Source organism: Aeromicrobium sp. CF4.19 (assembly GCF_051262555.1).
Classification (GTDB): domain Bacteria; phylum Actinomycetota; class Actinomycetes; order Propionibacteriales; family Nocardioidaceae; genus Aeromicrobium.
Window position 1 is genome coordinate 1 of sequence record NZ_JBIMEU010000011.1, and the last position, 16,094, is coordinate 16,094.

General features: G+C 71.3%; 15 protein-coding genes. 4 read left to right on the forward strand and 11 right to left on the reverse strand.

What is annotated here, in order from left to right; genetic code table 11:
* Positions 1–26 precede the first annotated feature (26 nt).
* The 4 genes from ACHAAC_RS16445 to ACHAAC_RS16460 all read right to left on the reverse strand — a co-directional run bounded on the left by ACHAAC_RS16445 (position 27) and on the right by ACHAAC_RS16460 (position 4,724).
* Positions 27–1,484 (reverse strand): SDR family NAD(P)-dependent oxidoreductase, encoded by a 1,458-nt coding sequence (locus ACHAAC_RS16445; protein ID WP_435717400.1) that lies wholly within the window; start codon positions 1,482–1,484, stop codon positions 27–29.
* A 41-nt stretch (positions 1,485–1,525) separates the two neighbouring features.
* Entirely contained in the window at positions 1,526–3,229 is a 1,704-nt protein-coding gene (ilvD, locus tag ACHAAC_RS16450) for a dihydroxy-acid dehydratase (RefSeq protein WP_435717401.1), read from the reverse strand.
* Positions 3,230–3,277: 48 nt separating this feature from the next.
* A complete protein-coding gene (locus ACHAAC_RS16455; RefSeq protein ID WP_435717402.1) occupies positions 3,278–3,940 on the reverse strand; it encodes a hypothetical protein in 663 nt (220 codons plus the stop codon).
* A gap of 151 nt (positions 3,941–4,091) precedes the next feature.
* Positions 4,092–4,724, reverse strand: a complete 633-nt coding sequence (locus ACHAAC_RS16460; protein WP_435717403.1) for a SatD family protein — start codon at positions 4,722–4,724, stop codon at positions 4,092–4,094.
* 78 nt (positions 4,725–4,802) lie between these two features.
* Between ACHAAC_RS16460 and ACHAAC_RS16465 the strand changes: the two genes are divergently transcribed.
* A complete protein-coding gene (locus tag ACHAAC_RS16465) occupies positions 4,803–5,657 on the forward strand; it encodes an ATP-grasp domain-containing protein (RefSeq protein WP_435717404.1) in 855 nt (284 codons plus the stop codon).
* On the opposite strand, the gene ACHAAC_RS16470 is transcribed toward ACHAAC_RS16465, so the two are convergent.
* Entirely contained in the window at positions 5,647–6,672 is a 1,026-nt protein-coding gene (locus ACHAAC_RS16470; RefSeq protein WP_435717405.1) for a patatin-like phospholipase family protein, read from the reverse strand. The two genes, ACHAAC_RS16465 and ACHAAC_RS16470, sit on opposite strands and share 11 nt — an antisense overlap.
* 57 nt (positions 6,673–6,729) lie before the next feature.
* On the opposite strand from ACHAAC_RS16470, the gene ACHAAC_RS16475 reads away from it, so the two are divergent.
* Positions 6,730–7,605: an alpha/beta fold hydrolase gene (locus tag ACHAAC_RS16475; protein ID WP_435717406.1), complete on the forward strand. Its 876-nt coding sequence runs from the start codon at positions 6,730–6,732 to the stop codon at positions 7,603–7,605.
* Between the two features lie 18 nt (positions 7,606–7,623).
* Here ACHAAC_RS16475 and gatB read toward each other — a convergent pair whose 3' ends face one another.
* From gatB to gatC, 3 genes are read right to left on the reverse strand one after another with little or no spacing between them, the layout of a single operon-like run.
* Entirely contained in the window at positions 7,624–9,135 is a 1,512-nt protein-coding gene (gatB, locus tag ACHAAC_RS16480) for an Asp-tRNA(Asn)/Glu-tRNA(Gln) amidotransferase subunit GatB (RefSeq protein WP_435717407.1), read from the reverse strand.
* A complete protein-coding gene (gatA, locus tag ACHAAC_RS16485; protein WP_435717408.1) occupies positions 9,132–10,631 on the reverse strand; it encodes an Asp-tRNA(Asn)/Glu-tRNA(Gln) amidotransferase subunit GatA in 1,500 nt (499 codons plus the stop codon). Before gatA ends, gatB begins: the two co-directional genes overlap by 4 nt.
* 2 nt (positions 10,632–10,633) lie before the next feature.
* Positions 10,634–10,933, reverse strand: coding sequence for an Asp-tRNA(Asn)/Glu-tRNA(Gln) amidotransferase subunit GatC (gatC, locus tag ACHAAC_RS16490; protein WP_435717409.1), 300 nt, complete (start codon positions 10,931–10,933; stop codon positions 10,634–10,636).
* A gap of 182 nt (positions 10,934–11,115) precedes the next feature.
* On the opposite strand from gatC, the gene ACHAAC_RS16495 reads away from it, so the two are divergent.
* Positions 11,116–11,253, forward strand: a complete 138-nt coding sequence (locus ACHAAC_RS16495; protein WP_435717410.1) for a hypothetical protein — start codon at positions 11,116–11,118, stop codon at positions 11,251–11,253.
* Positions 11,254–11,269: 16 nt separating this feature from the next.
* Here ACHAAC_RS16495 and ligA read toward each other — a convergent pair whose 3' ends face one another.
* The gene (gene ligA, locus ACHAAC_RS16500) at positions 11,270–13,552 is read right to left on the reverse strand and encodes an NAD-dependent DNA ligase LigA (RefSeq protein ID WP_435717438.1); all 2,283 of its coding nucleotides are present in this window, start codon (positions 13,550–13,552) and stop codon (positions 11,270–11,272) included.
* A 119-nt stretch (positions 13,553–13,671) separates the two neighbouring features.
* On the opposite strand from ligA, the gene ACHAAC_RS16505 reads away from it, so the two are divergent.
* On the forward strand, positions 13,672–13,872 hold the full coding sequence (locus ACHAAC_RS16505) for a hypothetical protein (protein ID WP_435717411.1): 201 nt from the start codon (positions 13,672–13,674) through the stop codon (positions 13,870–13,872).
* Here the strand turns inward: ACHAAC_RS16505 and ACHAAC_RS16510 are convergent.
* Together ACHAAC_RS16510 and mnmA are read right to left on the reverse strand one after the other, a co-directional pair.
* A complete protein-coding gene (locus tag ACHAAC_RS16510; protein WP_435717412.1) occupies positions 13,860–14,846 on the reverse strand; it encodes a methionine synthase in 987 nt (328 codons plus the stop codon). The genes ACHAAC_RS16505 and ACHAAC_RS16510 overlap by 13 nt on opposite strands.
* A 74-nt stretch (positions 14,847–14,920) precedes the next feature.
* Entirely contained in the window at positions 14,921–16,024 is a 1,104-nt protein-coding gene (gene mnmA / locus ACHAAC_RS16515) for a tRNA 2-thiouridine(34) synthase MnmA (protein ID WP_435717413.1), read from the reverse strand.
* Between the last annotated feature and the right edge of the window lie 70 nt (positions 16,025–16,094).

Below are 16,094 nucleotides of genomic sequence, written 5' to 3' on the forward strand. Positions count from 1 at the left end.
GGTGGTCCCGGGCCGCCGTCCGGCTCTCACCAGGGTGACGGGGCGTAGTCCTTGAGGAAGACGCCGTGCAGATCCTCGCCGGCCTCGCCGCGGACGATGGGGTCATACACGCGTGCCGCGCCGTCGACGAGGTCCAGTGGCGCCTTGAAGCCCTCCTCGGCGAGGCGGATCTTCGTGACGTGCGGGCGCTCGTCGGTGATCCACCCGGTGTCCACCGCGGTCATCAAGATGCCGTCGGACTCCAGCATCTCCCCCGCGCTGGTCCGCGTCAGCATGTTGAGCGCCGCCTTGGACATGTTGGTGTGCGGGTGGCCGGGACCCTTGTACTGGCGGGAGAACTGGCCCTCCATCGCCGACACGTTGACGACGTAGGTCCGGCGCGCCGGCGAGGCAGCCATGGCCGGTCGCAGCCGGCTGATCAGGACGAACGGCGCCGTCTGGTTGCACAGCTGCACCTCCAGCAGCTCCAGCGCATCGACCTCCTCGACCGTCTGGACCCAGCTGTTGGTGTCGACGACGTCGGGCACCAGCCCTCCGGCGTCGATGCGCGAGAGGTCGGCCGAGCCCCCCGTCAGCGCCTGCCCGATGTGGGCCTGCGCGGTGAGCTGGTCCGCCGTGAGCGCGTCGACCGCGAGGCGGGGGTGCGAGGCCACCGAGCCCACGAGGGCCGCAGGGTGCAGGTCGCTGGTGTGGCCGAACGTCAACAGCTCCGGGCCGCCCGTCTCGTGGCTGAGCCCGGGCGGCAGCGGAGTGCGCTCGGCCTCGGCGAGCGGGCCGTACGAGCCGGGCGTGCGCCGCACCGTCTGCGCCGCGTTGTTGACCAGGACGTCCAGCGAACCCTGGGCCGCGACGTCGTCGGCCAGTGCCACCACCTGTGCGGGATCACGCAGGTCGATGCCCACGACCCGCAGCCGGTGCATCCAGTCGGCGCTGTCGTCGATGCTGGCGAAGCGCCGAACGGCGTCGCGAGGGAAGCGCGTCGTGATGGTGGTGTGGGCGCCGTCGCGCAGCAGCCGCAGCGCGATGTACATGCCGATCTTCGCCCGCCCACCGGTGAGCAGGGCCCGGCGGCCGGTCAGGTCCGTGCGCGCCTCCCGCTTGGCATGACTCGTCGCGGCGCAGTCCGGGCACAGCTGGTGGTAGAAGGCATCGACCACCGTGTACCGCTGCTTGCAGATGTAGCAGCCACGTGGCACCTGCAGCACTCCTGCACTCGCCCCTCGAGCCGTCGACGTGAGCCGGAGCCCCGCCGTCTCGTCGTCGATGCGCTGCGCCGACCCGGTGGCCGTGGACTCCACGACGGCACGGTCCGCCGCTGCGACCGCCTCACGCTTGGCCTTGCGTCGCTGCTTCTTGACGTCCTTGTAGAACGTGCCGCACGCGCGCCGCAGCGCGACGTAGGCCTCGTCGTCGTCCTCGAGGTGCTGCGCCTCGCCCAGGACCTTGAGCGCGGTCGCGAGCTCGTCGTGTGTGAAGTCGGGCACCGGCGAATCCTACCGAGGAGCCGCCGGGCGCCGACACGCCGTCAGCCGGTGATGGCGCCGTGGGCGGCCGAGCTCACGAGCTTGCGGTACTTGGCCAGCACGCCCGAGGTGTACCTGGGCGGGTGCGGCTCCCACCCGGTCTTGCGCCGCTCGAGCTCGGCGTCGTCGATCTCCACCTCGAGGGTGCGGTTCGCGACGTCGAGGGTGATGGGGTCGCCATCGCGGACGAAGGCGATCGGCCCACCGTCCACCGCCTCGGGTGCGACGTGACCGACGCAGAGCCCTGTCGTGCCGCCGGAGAAGCGGCCGTCGGTGAGCAGCAGGACGTCCTTGCCCAGGCCCGCGCCCTTGATGGCCCCGGTGATGGCCAGCATCTCGCGCATCCCGGGCCCGCCCTTGGGGCCCTCGTAGCGGATGACGACGACATCGTTCGCGACGATCGTGCCGTCCTCGAGCGCGTCCATCGCGGCGCGCTCCCCGTCGAAGACCCGCGCGGTGCCGCGGAAGACGTCGGAGTCGAACCCGGCGCTCTTGACGACGGCACCCTCCGGAGCAAGTGATCCGCGCAGGATCGTCAGGCCACCGGTCTTGTGGATGGGTGCGTCCAGCGGGCGGATGATGTCGCCGTCGAGACCGAGGTCGATGTCAGCGAGGTTCTCGGCCATCGTCCGTCCGGTGACGGTCATGACGTCGCCGTGCATGAGGCCGGCGTCGAGCAGGGCCTTCATGATGACGGGGATGCCGCCGACCTTGTCGACGTCGTTCATGACGTAACGGCCGAACGGCTTGAGGTCGCCCAGGTGCGGCACCTTGTCGCCGACGCGGTCGAAGTCGTCGAGCGTGAGGGGGACCTCCGCCTCCCGGGCGATCGCGAGCAGGTGCAGGACGGCGTTGGTGGAGCCGCCGAGCGCCATCACGACGGTGATGGCGTTCTCGAATGCCTCCAGCGTCATGATGTCGCGGGCCGTGATGCCGCGGCGCAGCAGCTCGACCACGGCCTGGCCGGACTTCTCGGCGTAGTCGTCGCGACGCCGATCGGGCGCCGGCGGGGCTGCCGAGCCCGGCAGGCTCATGCCGAGCGCCTCGGCGGCGGAGGCCATCGTGTTGGCCGTGTACATGCCGCCGCAGGCACCCTCGCCGGGACAGATCGCGCGCTCGATCTTGTCGACGTCCTCCCGCGTGATCAGTCCACGCATGCACGCGCCGACCGCCTCGAAGGCGTCGATGATCGTGACGTCCTTGCCGTCGACGTTTCCGGGCATGGTGGACCCGGCGTAGAGGAAGACGCTGGCGAGATCGAGCCGAGCAGCGGCCATCAGCATCCCGGGCAACGACTTGTCACAGCCCGCCAGCAGCACCGAGCCGTCCAGGCGCTCGGCCATCATCACCGTCTCCACGGAGTCGGCGATGACCTCACGGCTCACGAGGGAGAAGTGCATCCCCTCGTGTCCCATGCTGATGCCGTCGGAGACGGAGATGGTGCCGAACTCCAGCGGGTAGCCACCACCGGCGTGCACGCCTTCCTTGACGGACTTCGCCAGCCGGTCCAGCGAGAGGTTGCACGGCGTGATCTCGTTCCAGCTCGACGCGACGCCGATCTGGGGCTTGACCCAGTCGTCGTCGCCCATGCCGACGGCGCGGAGCATCCCGCGGGCGGCGGTCTTCTCCAGCCCGTCGGTGACGTCGCGACTGCGCGGCTTGATGTCGACGGTGGGATCGGGGGAACCGGGAGTCTCACTGGCCATGGCCACACCCTACGACCGAGCCGCGCGACGCCTGACTCGGCTCGGTGCTCAGAAGAGCGGCACGAGCACCAGGGCGAGGGTCCAGCTCACGAAGCTGCCGACCAGGACGTACTCCGCCCGCATGCCGTCGGGCGCGTCGCGCGAGATCTCCGGGAAGCGCAAGATCCCCTTGGCCGCCACCAAGGCCCCGAGCGCGCCGATGTGGCCACCGAGGGCGAAGCCGAAGACCAGCCAGCGCTCCATGGGCCCGAGGAGGCGACCACCCTTGAGGGACTGCTCCTCGGCGATGACCAGGGGGCCGACGGCGGTGAGGGCTCGACGGACCACCACGTTCGCGGAGGTGGTCAGGAAGAGCAGCGCGCCGAGGCCGAGGGCGGCGTGCTCGATCAGGACCCCGTCCAGTGCCGGCACGGGGAGCCCGTCGTACCAGGGCTGCAGAGGGACCTCGCGGAAGTCGAGGGCGGGCGAGGCGATCACCAGGGCGAGAGCCGCGACGGCGAGCAGCACGATGCCGGCGTCCGCGCGGTGACGGGCGGCGTCCAGCCACACCACGACCACGAGCCCACAGACCAGCGTGATCCACAGGGTGTGCCACCCCGCGCCGAGACCGAGGGCGCCGGCCACGATCACCAGGGCCGCGCAGGCGTGTCGCCACCGCGGCACGAGGTCGGCCACGCCGACCGCTGCGAGCAGGAGGGCGAGCACGCTCATGCGATCACGTCCTCATAAGAACCACCGTAGGAGCGTGCTCGCATGAGATCTCGAATTTTCACTCGCTGCCGCGCCCCCACGCCCCCAAGCACTTCGCTGCGCTCCGTGCAGGGAGGTGCCCCCAGCAGAGCTCGCGGGAGGTGCCCCCAGCTCATCGCGGCACCTCGTCGGCGGACTCGGTGACCGCCCTGATGCCCGACCCGCGGATGCGCTGCGAGACGGCCGAGGCCGAGATCCCCTCGTCATCGGCGATCTGGGAGGCGCTCCGGCCGGAGAGGACGCCGAGCGCGATCCGACGCTGGCGCCCGTCGAAGGAGCTGACGATGAAGTCCCGGCACTGCACGTAGGCGTTGGCCATGGCGCCGACGGTGGCGTCCGGGTCCGCGACGTGGGTCCGCAGGTAGGGCATGGTCCGCTGCCTCTCCTTGACCTCGATGATCGCGTCACGGGCCCCCCACCAGGCGGGACCGTCCTGGGTCAGACCATAGGCGGAGCGTCCGACGATCTCGATCGGCCCGACCCCGATGCCGAAGCGGGCGTCCATCTGCTCGGGCAGGGCCAGGCGCACCAGCAACGTCGCGCGCAGAGCATCGGACAGGCTCTCGTGGACGCTCTGGAACTCATCGCCGATCGTGGCCTCGAGCGCCTGGATCGCGCTCGACAGCGCGTTCGCGGCGCCGAGCGCCTCGAGCAGCGCCTGCTGCACGTCGCGCCGGGAGGCGTGCTCGCGAGATCCCACGAGATCGCCGATCACGGCATAGCCGATTGAAGACTCTGACTTCATCGACTCATGATGAAGCAATCTACTTCATTGTGCAACCGATGAAGTCTGGCTCTTCACACCTTCGCTACCGTGGCAGCCATGACCGACATCATCTGGACCACCGGAGCCGGCTTCGCCGCATTCGACACCGACCTCACCCTGCTGACCGCCGCCGCGGCACGAGCGGGGCTCGCCACCCGCGTCGAGATCTGGGACGACGCCGACGTCGACTGGAGCGAACCTGGTCTCGTGGTCGTGCGCTCCTGCTGGGACTACGTGCCACGGCGCGAGGAGTTCCTCACCTGGGCGCGCGCTGTCCCCCGGCTCCAGAACACCGCAGATGTCCTGGCCTGGACGACCGACAAGACCTACCTGCGCCGCCTCGCCGACGAGGGCGTGCCGGTCGTGCCGACCAGCTGGTCGCCGGTGTCCTCCGATGAGCTTCCCGCGGCGAGCGAGTGGGTCGTCAAGCCGACGATCTCGGCCGGGGCCGCCGACACCGCACGCTGGCAGGACGCCGGCGCCGCCCTCGCGCACAGCGACCGCCTGGTCGGCGCCGGACGCCCGTCGATGGTCCAGCCCTACGTGGAGTCCGTCGACGGCGAGGGCGAGACGGGGTTGCTGTACTTCGGCGGTCGCCACTCCCACGCCTTCCGCAAGGGCGCCCTGCTCACCCGGGCCGCCGATCCCCGCACCCTGCCGGAGCTGAAGGAGGACATCCGCGTCCGGGAGGCAACACGCGAGCAGGTCGCCTTCGGCCACGACGTGCTGTCCACGGCCGCCCGGCTCCTCGACACCGAGCCCCTCTACGCCCGCGTCGACGTGGTCACCGGGCCCGACGGCACCTTGCAGCTCATGGAGCTGGAGCTGGCCGAGCCGTCGTTCTTCCTCGAGCACACCGACACCGGCGCCGAGGCGATGGTCGCCGCTGCGATCGAGCGCATCAGCCGGTGACGTCGAGCGTGCCCTCGTCCCCATGCCTCGACGGCGGGCCGTCGGGATGCCGGGCCAGCCACGCGCGAGCGGCGGCGTGGCCCGCGTCGAACAGGTCCTGCTGCTGCTCAGGCGTCAAGTCGAAGTCGGTCCAGCGCACGCCGCGCGGCTTGGCGAAGATGCTGCGCTCGACGTCGGCCGGGTCGGACACGTGCCGCACCTGCGTGGAGTCCACCGTCGTGTAGACGAGGTTGACCACCATCGACACCGGCCCCGTGACCGGTGTAGCAGGCGCCCGCTCGTTGGATGGGGAGCTGAGCCGGACCCCGATGGTCGGCCATCGCGCGGGTCGGCCGTCCTCGCGGTCGAAGATCCCGATCGGGTAGCTGCGCAGCAGCGAGCCGTCGGACAGGGTCGAGACCCCGAAGGGCGAGCGGAGCCGCACCGGCTCGAACATGAACGGGATCGCGGCCGAGGCACGGACAGCGCGGGCGACCGGGTAGCGATCCACGTCCACCCGGTAGTCCGGGAGGTCCCACGGGAGGTACACCACGCGCTGCCGTGACAGGTCGCTCGCAGTCACGACGAGTCGAAAGGACCGCGCCGGGTCCGATGAGTCCGGGTCGTCGAAGGCGAGGTCGGCGAAGGTACGCACTCCGAGGTCGGCCAGCACGCCTCTCGTCCACTGCGTGAGGTGGTGCCCGCGGTACATTCCGAGGTGGAACAGGATGCCCCAGGCGTCCGCTGCCCGCGGCCACCAGCGCAGCAGACGACCCGTACGACGCCGGTCGAGCATGCGCTCGTAGTCGAGCGTCCGCATGATCTCGTCGACCCGGCTCATCGGCTCCCCCGCCTGCTGCATCGCCGCGATGATGGAGCCGACGAGAGCCCCGGCCGAGGACCCCGCGATCCTTGCGAACCGCCACCCGGCCTCGTCCAGAGCCGCAGCCGCGCCAACGAGCGCGATGCCCTTCACGCCACCGCCCTCGAGCACCAGATCGGCCGTGCGGACACTCGTGCCACCGCGGTCTGCCATGCCAGGACTCTACGAAAGATCGGCCGACCTCCATCAGTCGTGGCAGAATCGCCGGTCGTGACCAGCCCCGCCCGTCTGAGGTACCACGACGTCAAGAGTGCCGACGGCACACGACTTCGCGCCTGGACCAACGGGGCCGATGGTCCTCGCGTCCTGCTCTGCAACGGACTGGGCACCAACCCACAGTCCTGGCCCTCGCTGCTGTCGCCGGACTGCGGGGTCGACGTCGTCTCCTGGAACCACCGAGGAGTGGGTGGCTCCGAGCGACCTCTCGACGGCCGCGTCGACCTCGATGCGTTCGTGGAGGACGCCATCGCCGTCATGGACGACGCGGGCCTGGAGCGGGTGGTCGTCGCATCGTGGTCCGCCGGTGTCACGCTCGCCTTCGAGCTGGCCTACCGCCATCCCGAGCGCGTCGCGGGCATCCTCGCCGTCGCCGGCGTCCCCGGCGACACGTTCTCCACCATGCTGGCGCCGTGGCGAGTCCCCGGGCTGCTCGCCAAGGGAGCCATGGTGTCCCTCGCGCGCGCCACGACCGTGGTGGGCCACCTCGGTGCCCCGGTGACCCGACGCATCCCCTGGACGCACACCACGACACGGATGCTCCAGCGCACCGGCTTCATCGACCCACAGGCGGACACCGGGCTGGTGCAGGAGATGGTGACGGAGTTCTTCTCCACCCACCCGGCCTGGTACGCGCGCCTGGCGCTGGGGGTCTCCGAGCACACCCGGGTCTCCCTGTCCGGGGTCGACGTGCCCACGACCTTCGTCGCAGGTCGACGAGACCTGCTGACGGGGGCAGGGTCCATCCGCTCGGCCGCCGACCGGGTCGAGGGGTCTCGGTTCCTGCAGCTCGACGCCACCCACTTCATCCCGCTCGAGCACCCCCAGGCCGTGCTCGAGGAGCTGCTGGCGCTCATCGACCGCGTCTGAGCGGTCAGTCCGCTCGGCTCAGCCCAGCTTCTCCAGGATGAGCTCACGGACGCGCCCCGCGTCGGCTTGGCCCCGCATCTGCTTCATGACGGCACCGATGAGGGCGCCCGCTGCCTGCACCTTGCCGTCGCGGATCTTCTGCGCCACGTCCGGGTTGGCCTCGATGGCGGCGTCGACGGCGTCGCCGAGGGCGCCATCGTCGGAGACGACCTCGAGCCCGCGCGCCGTCACGACCTCGTCCGGCGTCCCCTCACCGGCGATGACTCCCTTGAGCACCTGTCGAGCGAGCTTGTCGTTGACTCGGCCGGTGTCGATGAGTGCCTGCACCGCGGCCACCTGCTCGGGCGTGACCGACAGCTCCTCCAGTGCGACGCCGTCGTCCTTGGCGCGCCGGGCGAGCTCGCCGAGCCACCACTTGCGCGCTGCCTGCGGCGCCGCGCCGGCATCGATCGTCGCCGCGACCAGCTCCAGAGCGCCTGCACCGAGGGTGTCGCGCATGTCGATGTCACTGAAGTCCCACTCGACCCGGAGCCGACGACGACGCTGCTCCGGTGGCTCGGGCAGCGTTCCCCGCAGCTCCTCGACCCACGAGCGTGAGGGTGCGACGGGCGCGAGGTCGGGCTCGGGGAAGTAGCGGTAGTCGTCGGCGTCGGACTTCTCCCGGCCCGCCGAGGTGGTGCCGTCGGACTCGTGGAAGTGCCGCGTCTCCTGCACCACGGACCCTCCCGCGTCGAGGATCCCGGCATGCCGGGTCACCTCGAAGCGGACGGCACGCTCCACGGAACGGAAGGAGTTGACGTTCTTGGTCTCGCTGCGGGTACCGAGGGCGATGGTCCCGGAGGGCCGCAGCGAGAGGTTCACGTCGGCGCGCAGCGACCCCTGGTCCATCCGCGCGTCGGAGACCTCCAGCGCCACCATCAGGTCACGCAGCTGGTTGACGTAGGCGCGCGCCACGAGCGGAGCGAGCTCCCCGGGCACCTCGATGGGCCGGGTGACGATCTCGATGAGCGGGATGCCGGCCCGGTTGTAGTCCAGCAGCGAGTGGTCTGCCCCGTGGATGCGTCCGGTGGCACCACCGACGTGCAGCGACTTGCCGGTGTCCTCCTCCATGTGGGCCCGCTCGATCTCGACGCGGAACGTCTGCGTGCCGCCGTCGGGGAGCGCGATCTCCACGTCCGTCCACCCGTTCGCCGCGATCGGCTCGTCGTACTGCGACGTCTGGAAGTTCTTGGGCATGTCGGGATAGAAGTAGTTCTTGCGAGCGAACCGGCACCACGCGGCGATCTCGCAGTTCAGCGCCAGACCGATGCGGATGGCCGACTCGACGGCCTTGGCGTTCACGACCGGCAACGCCCCGGGCAGGCCGAGGCACACCGGACACACCTGGGTGTTCGGCTCGGCCCCGAACTCCGTGGGGCAGCCGCAGAACATCTTGGTGGCGGTGCCGAGCTCGACGTGGACCTCCAGGCCCATGACCGGCTCGTAGCGGGTCAGGGCCTCATCGAACGGGACGAGGGCACTCGTGCTCATGCGGTCACCTCCTGCAGGTCGGGGGCCAGCGCCGCGAACGGGCCGCCCCAGCGCTCCTCCAGCAGCCGCTCGAGCGCGGCGCCGACGGTGTAGAGCCGGTCGTCGGCCAGGGCCGGGGCCAGCACCTGGAAGCCGACGGGCAGGCCGTCGGCCAGACCAGCGGGCAGGGAGAGCCCCGGCACGCCGGCAAGGTTCGCCGGGATCGTGGCGACGTCGGCGAGGTACATCGCGAGCGGATCGTCGAGCTTCTCCCCCAGCGGCCAAGCCGTGGTGGGTGCCGTGGGCGACACGAGGACGTCCACCTGCTCGAACGCGGCGGCGAAGTCGCGCGCGATGAGCGTGCGGACCTTCTGCGCCGAGCCGTAGTAGGCGTCGTAGTAGCCGCTGGAGAGCGCGTAGGTGCCCAGGATGATGCGGCGCTTGACCTCGTCACCGAAGCCCGCGTCACGCGAGGCCGCCATGACCTCCTCGGCGCTGGGTGCCTGCACGCCCTCGGGAGCGACCCGCAGGCCGTAACGCATGGCGTCGAACTTGGCGAGGTTGGACGAGACCTCGCTGGGCATCACCAGGTAGTAGGCGGCGATGCCGTGCACGAAGCTGGGGCAGGAGACCTCGACGACCTCGGCACCCGCCCCGGTGAGCAGCTCGACGGCCTCGTCGAAGCGCTGTCGCACACCTGGCTGAAACCCCTCTCCGCCGAGCTCGCGCACGATGCCGATGCGCAGGCCTTCGACGTCGCCACGGCGGGCTGCCTCGACGACCGGCGGCACGGGCGCGGTCAGGCTGGTGGAGTCGCGCGGGTCGTGCCCGGCGATGACCTCGTGCAGCAGCGCGGCGTCGAGCACCGAGCGGGCGACCGGGCCGGCCTGGTCCAGGCTGCTGGCCATGGCCACCAGGCCGTAGCGGCTCACACCGCCGTAGGTGGGCTTGACCCCGACGGTGCCGGTCATGGCCCCGGGCTGGCGGATGGAGCCGCCGGTGTCGGTGCCGACGGCGAGCGGTGCCGCGAGGGCCGAGACGGCAGCCGCGGAGCCACCGCCCGAGCCACCGGGGACGCGACCGGTGTCCCACGGGTTGCGCGTGGCGCCGTAGGCGGAGTGCTCCGTGGAGGAGCCCATCGCGAACTCGTCCATGTTGGTCTTGCCCAGGATCGGCAGACCGGCGGCACGCAGTCGGGCCACGACCGTGGCGTCGTACGGCGGCACCCAGCCCTGGAGCATGCGCGATCCGCAGGTCGTGGGCTGGCCGACCGTGGTGAGCACGTCCTTGACGGCCACCGGCACGCCGGCGAGCGTGGGCAGGTTCTCACCGGCAGCCCGGCGCGCGTCGACGTCGGCGGCCGCAGCGAGCGCGCCCTCGGCGTCGACGTGCAGGAAGGCGTGGACGGCGCCGTCGACCGCGTCGATGCGATCCAGGCTCGCCTGCGTGGCCTCGACCGAGGTGACGTCCCCGGCCAGGAGCTTCTCGGCGAGGGCCGAGGCAGTCAGCTGGTGCATGCTCACTCCTCCCCGAGGATGCGTGGGACGAGGAAGCGCTGCTCCTGCGACTCCGGGGCGCCGGACAACGCCTCCTCGGGGGTGAGCCCGGGAGTCACGACGTCCTCACGCAGGACGTTGCTGATGGGTTGGGGGTGACTCATCGCCTCGACGTCGTCGGCAGCCACCTGCTGGACCGTGGCGACGTGCTGGAGGATGTCGGGCAGCTCGGCGCCGAGGCGCTCGAGCTCGGCCTCGCTGAGGTCGATGCGCGCCAGGCTCGCCAGGTGGGCGACGTCCTCGCGCGAGATGGGCGACGGCATGCGTCTCCTCGGTCGGGTGCGGGCGGTTCTGCTTCATCCTAGTGAGGCCGTGCGCCGGCCACCCCTCTCCCCCGCCCTCTCGGCTCGCCGACGGCTCACGGCTCGCACGCTCCGGCGTACTGAGGCATCATCGGTGACCAGTGGACGCGTCCACCGGGACGCGCGCATCGAGGGGAATCACCATGTCGCATCGACTCACCAAGGCCGCGATCGTCACGATCGCCGCCGCAGGAGCCCTGACGTTCTCGGCCACGAGTGCCTCGGCGGACGGCATCCAGCCGCTCGAGGTGGACAACATCCAGCCCCTCGTCACCGACTGACCGCCGGCCCGCGAGATCAGCCCTCGGGCTCCGGGGAGGGTGGGCCGTCCTGCAGCAGCTGCACGAAGCCTGCCTCGTCGAGGATCGTAACGCCGAGCTGCTCGGCCTTGTCGGCCTTGGATCCGGCGTTCTCGCCGACGACGACGTAGTCGGTCTTCTTGCTCACCGAGCCGGACGCCTTGCCGCCGCGGGTGATGATCGCCTCCTTGACGGAGTCGCGCGTGAAGCCCTCCAGCGAGCCGGTGACCACGAGGGTCAGGCCGCTCAACGGTCCGTCCGCGGAGTCGGCGGCTCCCGGCCCGGGATGGTCCGGGACGTGCAGCCTGACGCCGGCGCGCTCCCACTGCCGCAGGATCTGCTCGTGCCAGTCGACGGCCAGCCACTCCTTGACCGAGCGCGCGATCGTGGGGCCGACGCCGTCGACCACCGCCAGCTCCTCCTCGCCGGCGTCCTCGATGGCCCGGATGGAGCCGAAGTGCTGGGCCAGGGCCCGCGCCGCCACGGGGCCGACGTGCCGGATGCTGAGCGAGACGAGGACCCGCCACAGGTCCTTGGTCTTGGCCTTCTCGAGCTCGCCGAGCAGGAGATGGGCCTGCTTGGAGGGGTCTCCGCTCTTGACCCGGAACGGCGTGCGCACGACCGGTTGGCCAGAATCCGGGTCGACCTTGACCTCGCCGGTGTCGGCATCACGCACCATGACCGAGATGGGCACGAGCTCGTCGAGGGACAACGCGAACAGGCCGGCCTCGGTGGACAACGGAGCGCCGTCACCCTGCGTGAGCGCGGCGGCGGTGACCTCGCCCAGCACCTCGATGTCCAGCGCGCCCCGCGAGCCCACGTGCTCGACCCGGCCGCGCACCTGAGCGGGACACGTGCGGGCGTTGGCGCACCGCAGGTCGATGTCGCCCTCCTTCATGGCGCGCAGCACCGTGCCGCACTCGGGGCACTCGGTGGGCATGACGAACTCCCGCTCGCTGCCGTCGCGGAGCTCGGCCACGGGACCGAGCACCTCGGGAATGACGTCACCGGCCTTGCGCAGCACCACCGTGTCGCCGATCAGCACGCCCTTCTCGCGCACGACATCCTTGTTGTGCAGCGTCGCCTGACGCACCACGCTCCCGGCGACGTGCACGGGCTCCATGACGGCGAAGGGCGTGGCGCGACCGGTGCGACCGACCGACACGACGATGTCGACGAGCCGCGTGTGCACCTCCTCCGGCGGGTACTTGTAGGCGATCGCCCAGCGGGGGGCACGACTGGTCTCGCCCAGCTCGCCGTGCAGGGCCAGCTCGTCGACCTTGACCACCACGCCGTCGATCTCGTGCTCGATGTCCGCTCGTCCGGTCCCGAGGTCCCTGATGCGCGCGACGACGTCCTCCACGTCGACGAGCACCCGGCTGTGCGGGCTGACCGGCAGGCCCCAGGAGGCGAGCAGGTCGTAGACCTCGCTCTGCGCCTTGACCGGTGACGTGTCCCAGGCCCCGATGCCGTGCACGTACAACGACAGGGACTCGATCCGAGCCAGTCCGGCCTCCAGCTCCAGGCCGTCCTTCTTGGAGAGGAGCTGACGCAGGCCACCCGCCGCGGCGTTGCGGGGATTGGCGAAGGCCGGGAAGCGGCGGGCGGCGCTCGTCTCGGCTCGCTCGGTCGCAATCCCACGTGCAGCGGCCTCGGCCACGACCCGGTCACGCATCTCGGCCTGCAGGGCGTTGAGGCGACGGAACGCCTCCACGGCGATGAAGACCTCGCCGCGCACCTCCACCAACGACGGGTGCCCCTCACCCTCGAGCTGCTGCGGCACGCCGGCGAGTCGTACGGCGTTGGACGTGACGTCCTCCCCGACCCTCCCGTCGCCGCGTGTGGCGGCCGAGACGAGCCGTCCCTGCTCATAGCGCAGGGAGAGTGCCAGCCCGTCGATCTTGGCCTCGGTGAGCCACTGGACCGAGCGCCCTGCGGCGTCGGTGACCTTCGTGCTCCACGCTCGCAGCTCCTCGGCGGAGAACACGTTGTCCAGGCTGAGCATCCGCTCGGCGTGCGTGATCGGCGCGAGCTCGGTGGAGGCCGCCGCGCCGACGTTCAGCGTCGGCGAGTCCTGCCCCTGCAGCTCGGGGTGGCGGCGCTCGATGGCCTCGAGCCGATGCATCCAGGCGTCGTAGGTCGCGTCGTCGACGACGGAACGATCCTGCCCGTAGTACGTCTCCCGGGCCCGCTCGATCTTCTCGAGGAGGCCCCTGGCCTCGGTCCGCGCCTCGTCGAGGTCGTGCCCCACCGGCTCGGGCTCCACCGGCACGGGCTCCATCGGCACGGGCTCCACCGGCACGGGGGAATCATCGCTCGCCATGCTGCTGACGATATCGGCGTCCGCGGACAACGCCTGACCGACTGGCTCCTTCGTCCGGGTCTTGACACGATGGGGGCATGGCACATCGCACCCGCGCCCGACGTCTCGCGGCCATCGTGGTCGGCATCGTCCTCGTGGGGGCCGGGATCACCGTCTTCGTCGTGACGGACGGGGTCACCGGCCTTCGGCCCAGCCACGTCGTCAGCGCAGTGCTGGTGGTGGCCGGCCTCGGCTTCGTGCGCTACGGCACCAACCCGAAGTTTCGTCAGGTGGTCTGAGACAGGTCTCTCGCAACCCTCGCGAGCATGGCCAGGCCGTCGCGGGCCCATGTCGGCTCGGCGCCGGCGAGTCCACAGGCCGGGGTGAGGACGAGCTGTTCCCCGTGCGTGTCGGCGGAGAAGCCGAGGCGGCCCAGGAAGCGCTCCAGACGCTCACGGACCGCCTTCTCACCCGTGGACTCCTGCGCCGTGACCACGCCGGGCCACAGCCCCAGGCCGGACTCGAACGCCTCGGACCAGGCGTCGTCGGGGCGCGCCAGGGCGAGGTCGAAGGAGATCCCCGCGAAGCCCGCACCGGCCAGCAGTGCGACGGGCACGTCCGGGGCGCACGAGTGCACGACGGGCGTGGCGCCGCCCGCGCACACGGCATCGGTGATCGTCCGCAGTGCGGCGTCCACCTCCGGCGGGTGCACGGCCCGGTACCGGCCGAACCCGCTCGCCGTGCTGACCTGCGCGGCCAGGACGGCCGGCAGCATCGGCTCGTCCACCTGCACGACGATGTCGGCGTGCGGGAGACGACGTCGCAGGTCCGCGACGTGCTCCGCGAGACCGGCGGCGAGCGACTCGGCGAGGTCGCGTCGGGCCCCGTGGTCGGACTGGACCTTCTCTCCGCGCATCAGCTCCACGGTGGCCGCGAGCGTCCACGGTCCGGCAACCTGCTGCTTGACGGTGCCTCCGGCGCAATCGGAGCCGTGGTCGCTCCACTGCTCCTCGACCGCGTCGAGGTCCTGGGCCAGCAGCGAACGGGCGCGGCGGTGGTCGGCCCCCGAGGCGTCGACGAGCCGCCAGCCGGCGGGCTGGAGGTCGGCGGCCAGCCCCTCGAGCAGCGCCAGGGACCGGCCGATCACCCCGGCATGGACGCCGCGGTCGGGCAGCTCGGGCACGAACAGCAGGTCATCGAGCACGTCGCGCACGAGGCGCAAGGTGGCGGCGAAGTCCTCGCCCGGCATGGACCCGACTCCCGTGGCGCGCATCGGGCCCACTCTAGCCAGCGTCGCCGATGGCGACCCCGGGCGGTGAGCCCGTCGTCCTATCGATGCCGGGCCGCTCACCGGCCGGGGGCCGAGGCCTCGGTGCGGTGGGTGCGGGCGATGGTGGCCGACCCCACGACGCGCGTGCCGTGGTAGATGACACAGGCCTGGCCGGGTGCGATGCCCTCGGCCGGGTCGAGCAGGTCGACCCGCACCGTCTCTCCATCGACCTCGACGACGGCCCGGTGCTCGGCGCCGTGCGCCCTCAGCTGCACGGTGCAGCTCAGGCGGCCAGTTGGTGGTACCTCACACCACAGCGGCTTGATGCCCTCGAGGGCGTCGACCAGGAGGTGGTCACGCGGACCCACGGTGACCGTGCCGCTCACCGGCTCGATGTCCAGGACGAAGCGCGGCTTTCCGTCGTCGGCCGGCACGCCGAGCCGCAGCCCACGCCGCTGCCCGATCGTGTAGGCGTAGGCCCCGTCGTGCTCGCGCAGCACCTCGCCGGACTCGTCCACGACCGTCCCCGGTCGTGGGCCGAGCTTCTCGGTGAGCCACCCGGCGTTGTCGCCGTCGGCGACGAAGCAGATGTCGTGGCTGTCGGGCTTGCTCGCCACCTGCAGGCCACGGCGCTCGGCCTCGGCCCGGACGTCCGGCTTGACCGAGCCGCCGAGCGGGAACCACGAGTGCGCCAGCTGCTGCTGCGTCAGCACGCCGAGGACGTAGGACTGGTCCTTTCCGGCGTCCACGGCCCGATGCATCTCGACCCGGCCATCGTCGCCCTCGCGCAGCTGCGCGTAGTGGCCCGTGGCGACGCCGTCGAATCCGAGCGCGAGGGCCCGGTCCAGCACGGCGGCGAACTTGATCTTCTCGTTGCAGCGCAGACACGGGTTGGGGGTGCGGCCCGCGGCGTACTCGGCCACGAAGTCCTCGACCACCTCGTCGGCGAACTCCTCGCTCATGTCCCACACGAAGAACGGGATGCCGAGTGCGTCCGCGGCACGGCGGGCGTCGCCGGAGTCCTCGATGGAGCAGCACCCGCGAGCGCCGGAGCGGTAGGACCGCGGGTTGCGGCTGAGCGCCAGATGGACGCCGGTCACGTCGTGCCCGGCCTCGACGGCACGCGCCGCAGCGACGGCGGAGTCCACCCCGCCGGACATGGCGGCAATCAGGCGAGCCATGGCAAGAGCCTCCCAGCGTGACGGACAACTTCGGACATCTCGAGGGTAGTTGAGCCGACCTCCACCCCGA

What these genes read in the sequence shown, in the direction of transcription:
- ilvD (WP_435717401.1), bottom strand. Translation starts at nt 3,229, where the DNA reads ATGGCCAGTGAGACTCCCGGTTCCCCCGATCCCACCGTCGACATCAAG.
- ACHAAC_RS16455 (WP_435717402.1), bottom strand. Translation starts at nt 3,940, where the DNA reads ATGAGCGTGCTCGCCCTCCTGCTCGCAGCGGTCGGCGTGGCCGACCTC.
- ACHAAC_RS16460 (WP_435717403.1), bottom strand. Translation starts at nt 4,724, where the DNA reads ATGAAGTCAGAGTCTTCAATCGGCTATGCCGTGATCGGCGATCTCGTG.
- ACHAAC_RS16465 (WP_435717404.1), top strand. Translation starts at nt 4,803, where the DNA reads ATGACCGACATCATCTGGACCACCGGAGCCGGCTTCGCCGCATTCGAC.
- ACHAAC_RS16470 (WP_435717405.1), bottom strand. Translation starts at nt 6,672, where the DNA reads ATGGCAGACCGCGGTGGCACGAGTGTCCGCACGGCCGATCTGGTGCTC.
- gatB (WP_435717407.1), bottom strand. Translation starts at nt 9,135, where the DNA reads ATGAGCACGAGTGCCCTCGTCCCGTTCGATGAGGCCCTGACCCGCTAC.
- gatA (WP_435717408.1), bottom strand. Translation starts at nt 10,631, where the DNA reads ATGCACCAGCTGACTGCCTCGGCCCTCGCCGAGAAGCTCCTGGCCGGG.
- gatC (WP_435717409.1), bottom strand. Translation starts at nt 10,933, where the DNA reads ATGCCGTCGCCCATCTCGCGCGAGGACGTCGCCCACCTGGCGAGCCTG.
- ACHAAC_RS16495 (WP_435717410.1), top strand. Translation starts at nt 11,116, where the DNA reads ATGTCGCATCGACTCACCAAGGCCGCGATCGTCACGATCGCCGCCGCA.
- ligA (WP_435717438.1), bottom strand. Translation starts at nt 13,552, where the DNA reads ATGGAGCCCGTGCCGGTGGAGCCCGAGCCGGTGGGGCACGACCTCGAC.
- ACHAAC_RS16505 (WP_435717411.1), top strand. Translation starts at nt 13,672, where the DNA reads ATGGCACATCGCACCCGCGCCCGACGTCTCGCGGCCATCGTGGTCGGC.
- ACHAAC_RS16510 (WP_435717412.1), bottom strand. Translation starts at nt 14,846, where the DNA reads ATGCGCGCCACGGGAGTCGGGTCCATGCCGGGCGAGGACTTCGCCGCC.
- mnmA (WP_435717413.1), bottom strand. Translation starts at nt 16,024, where the DNA reads ATGGCTCGCCTGATTGCCGCCATGTCCGGCGGGGTGGACTCCGCCGTC.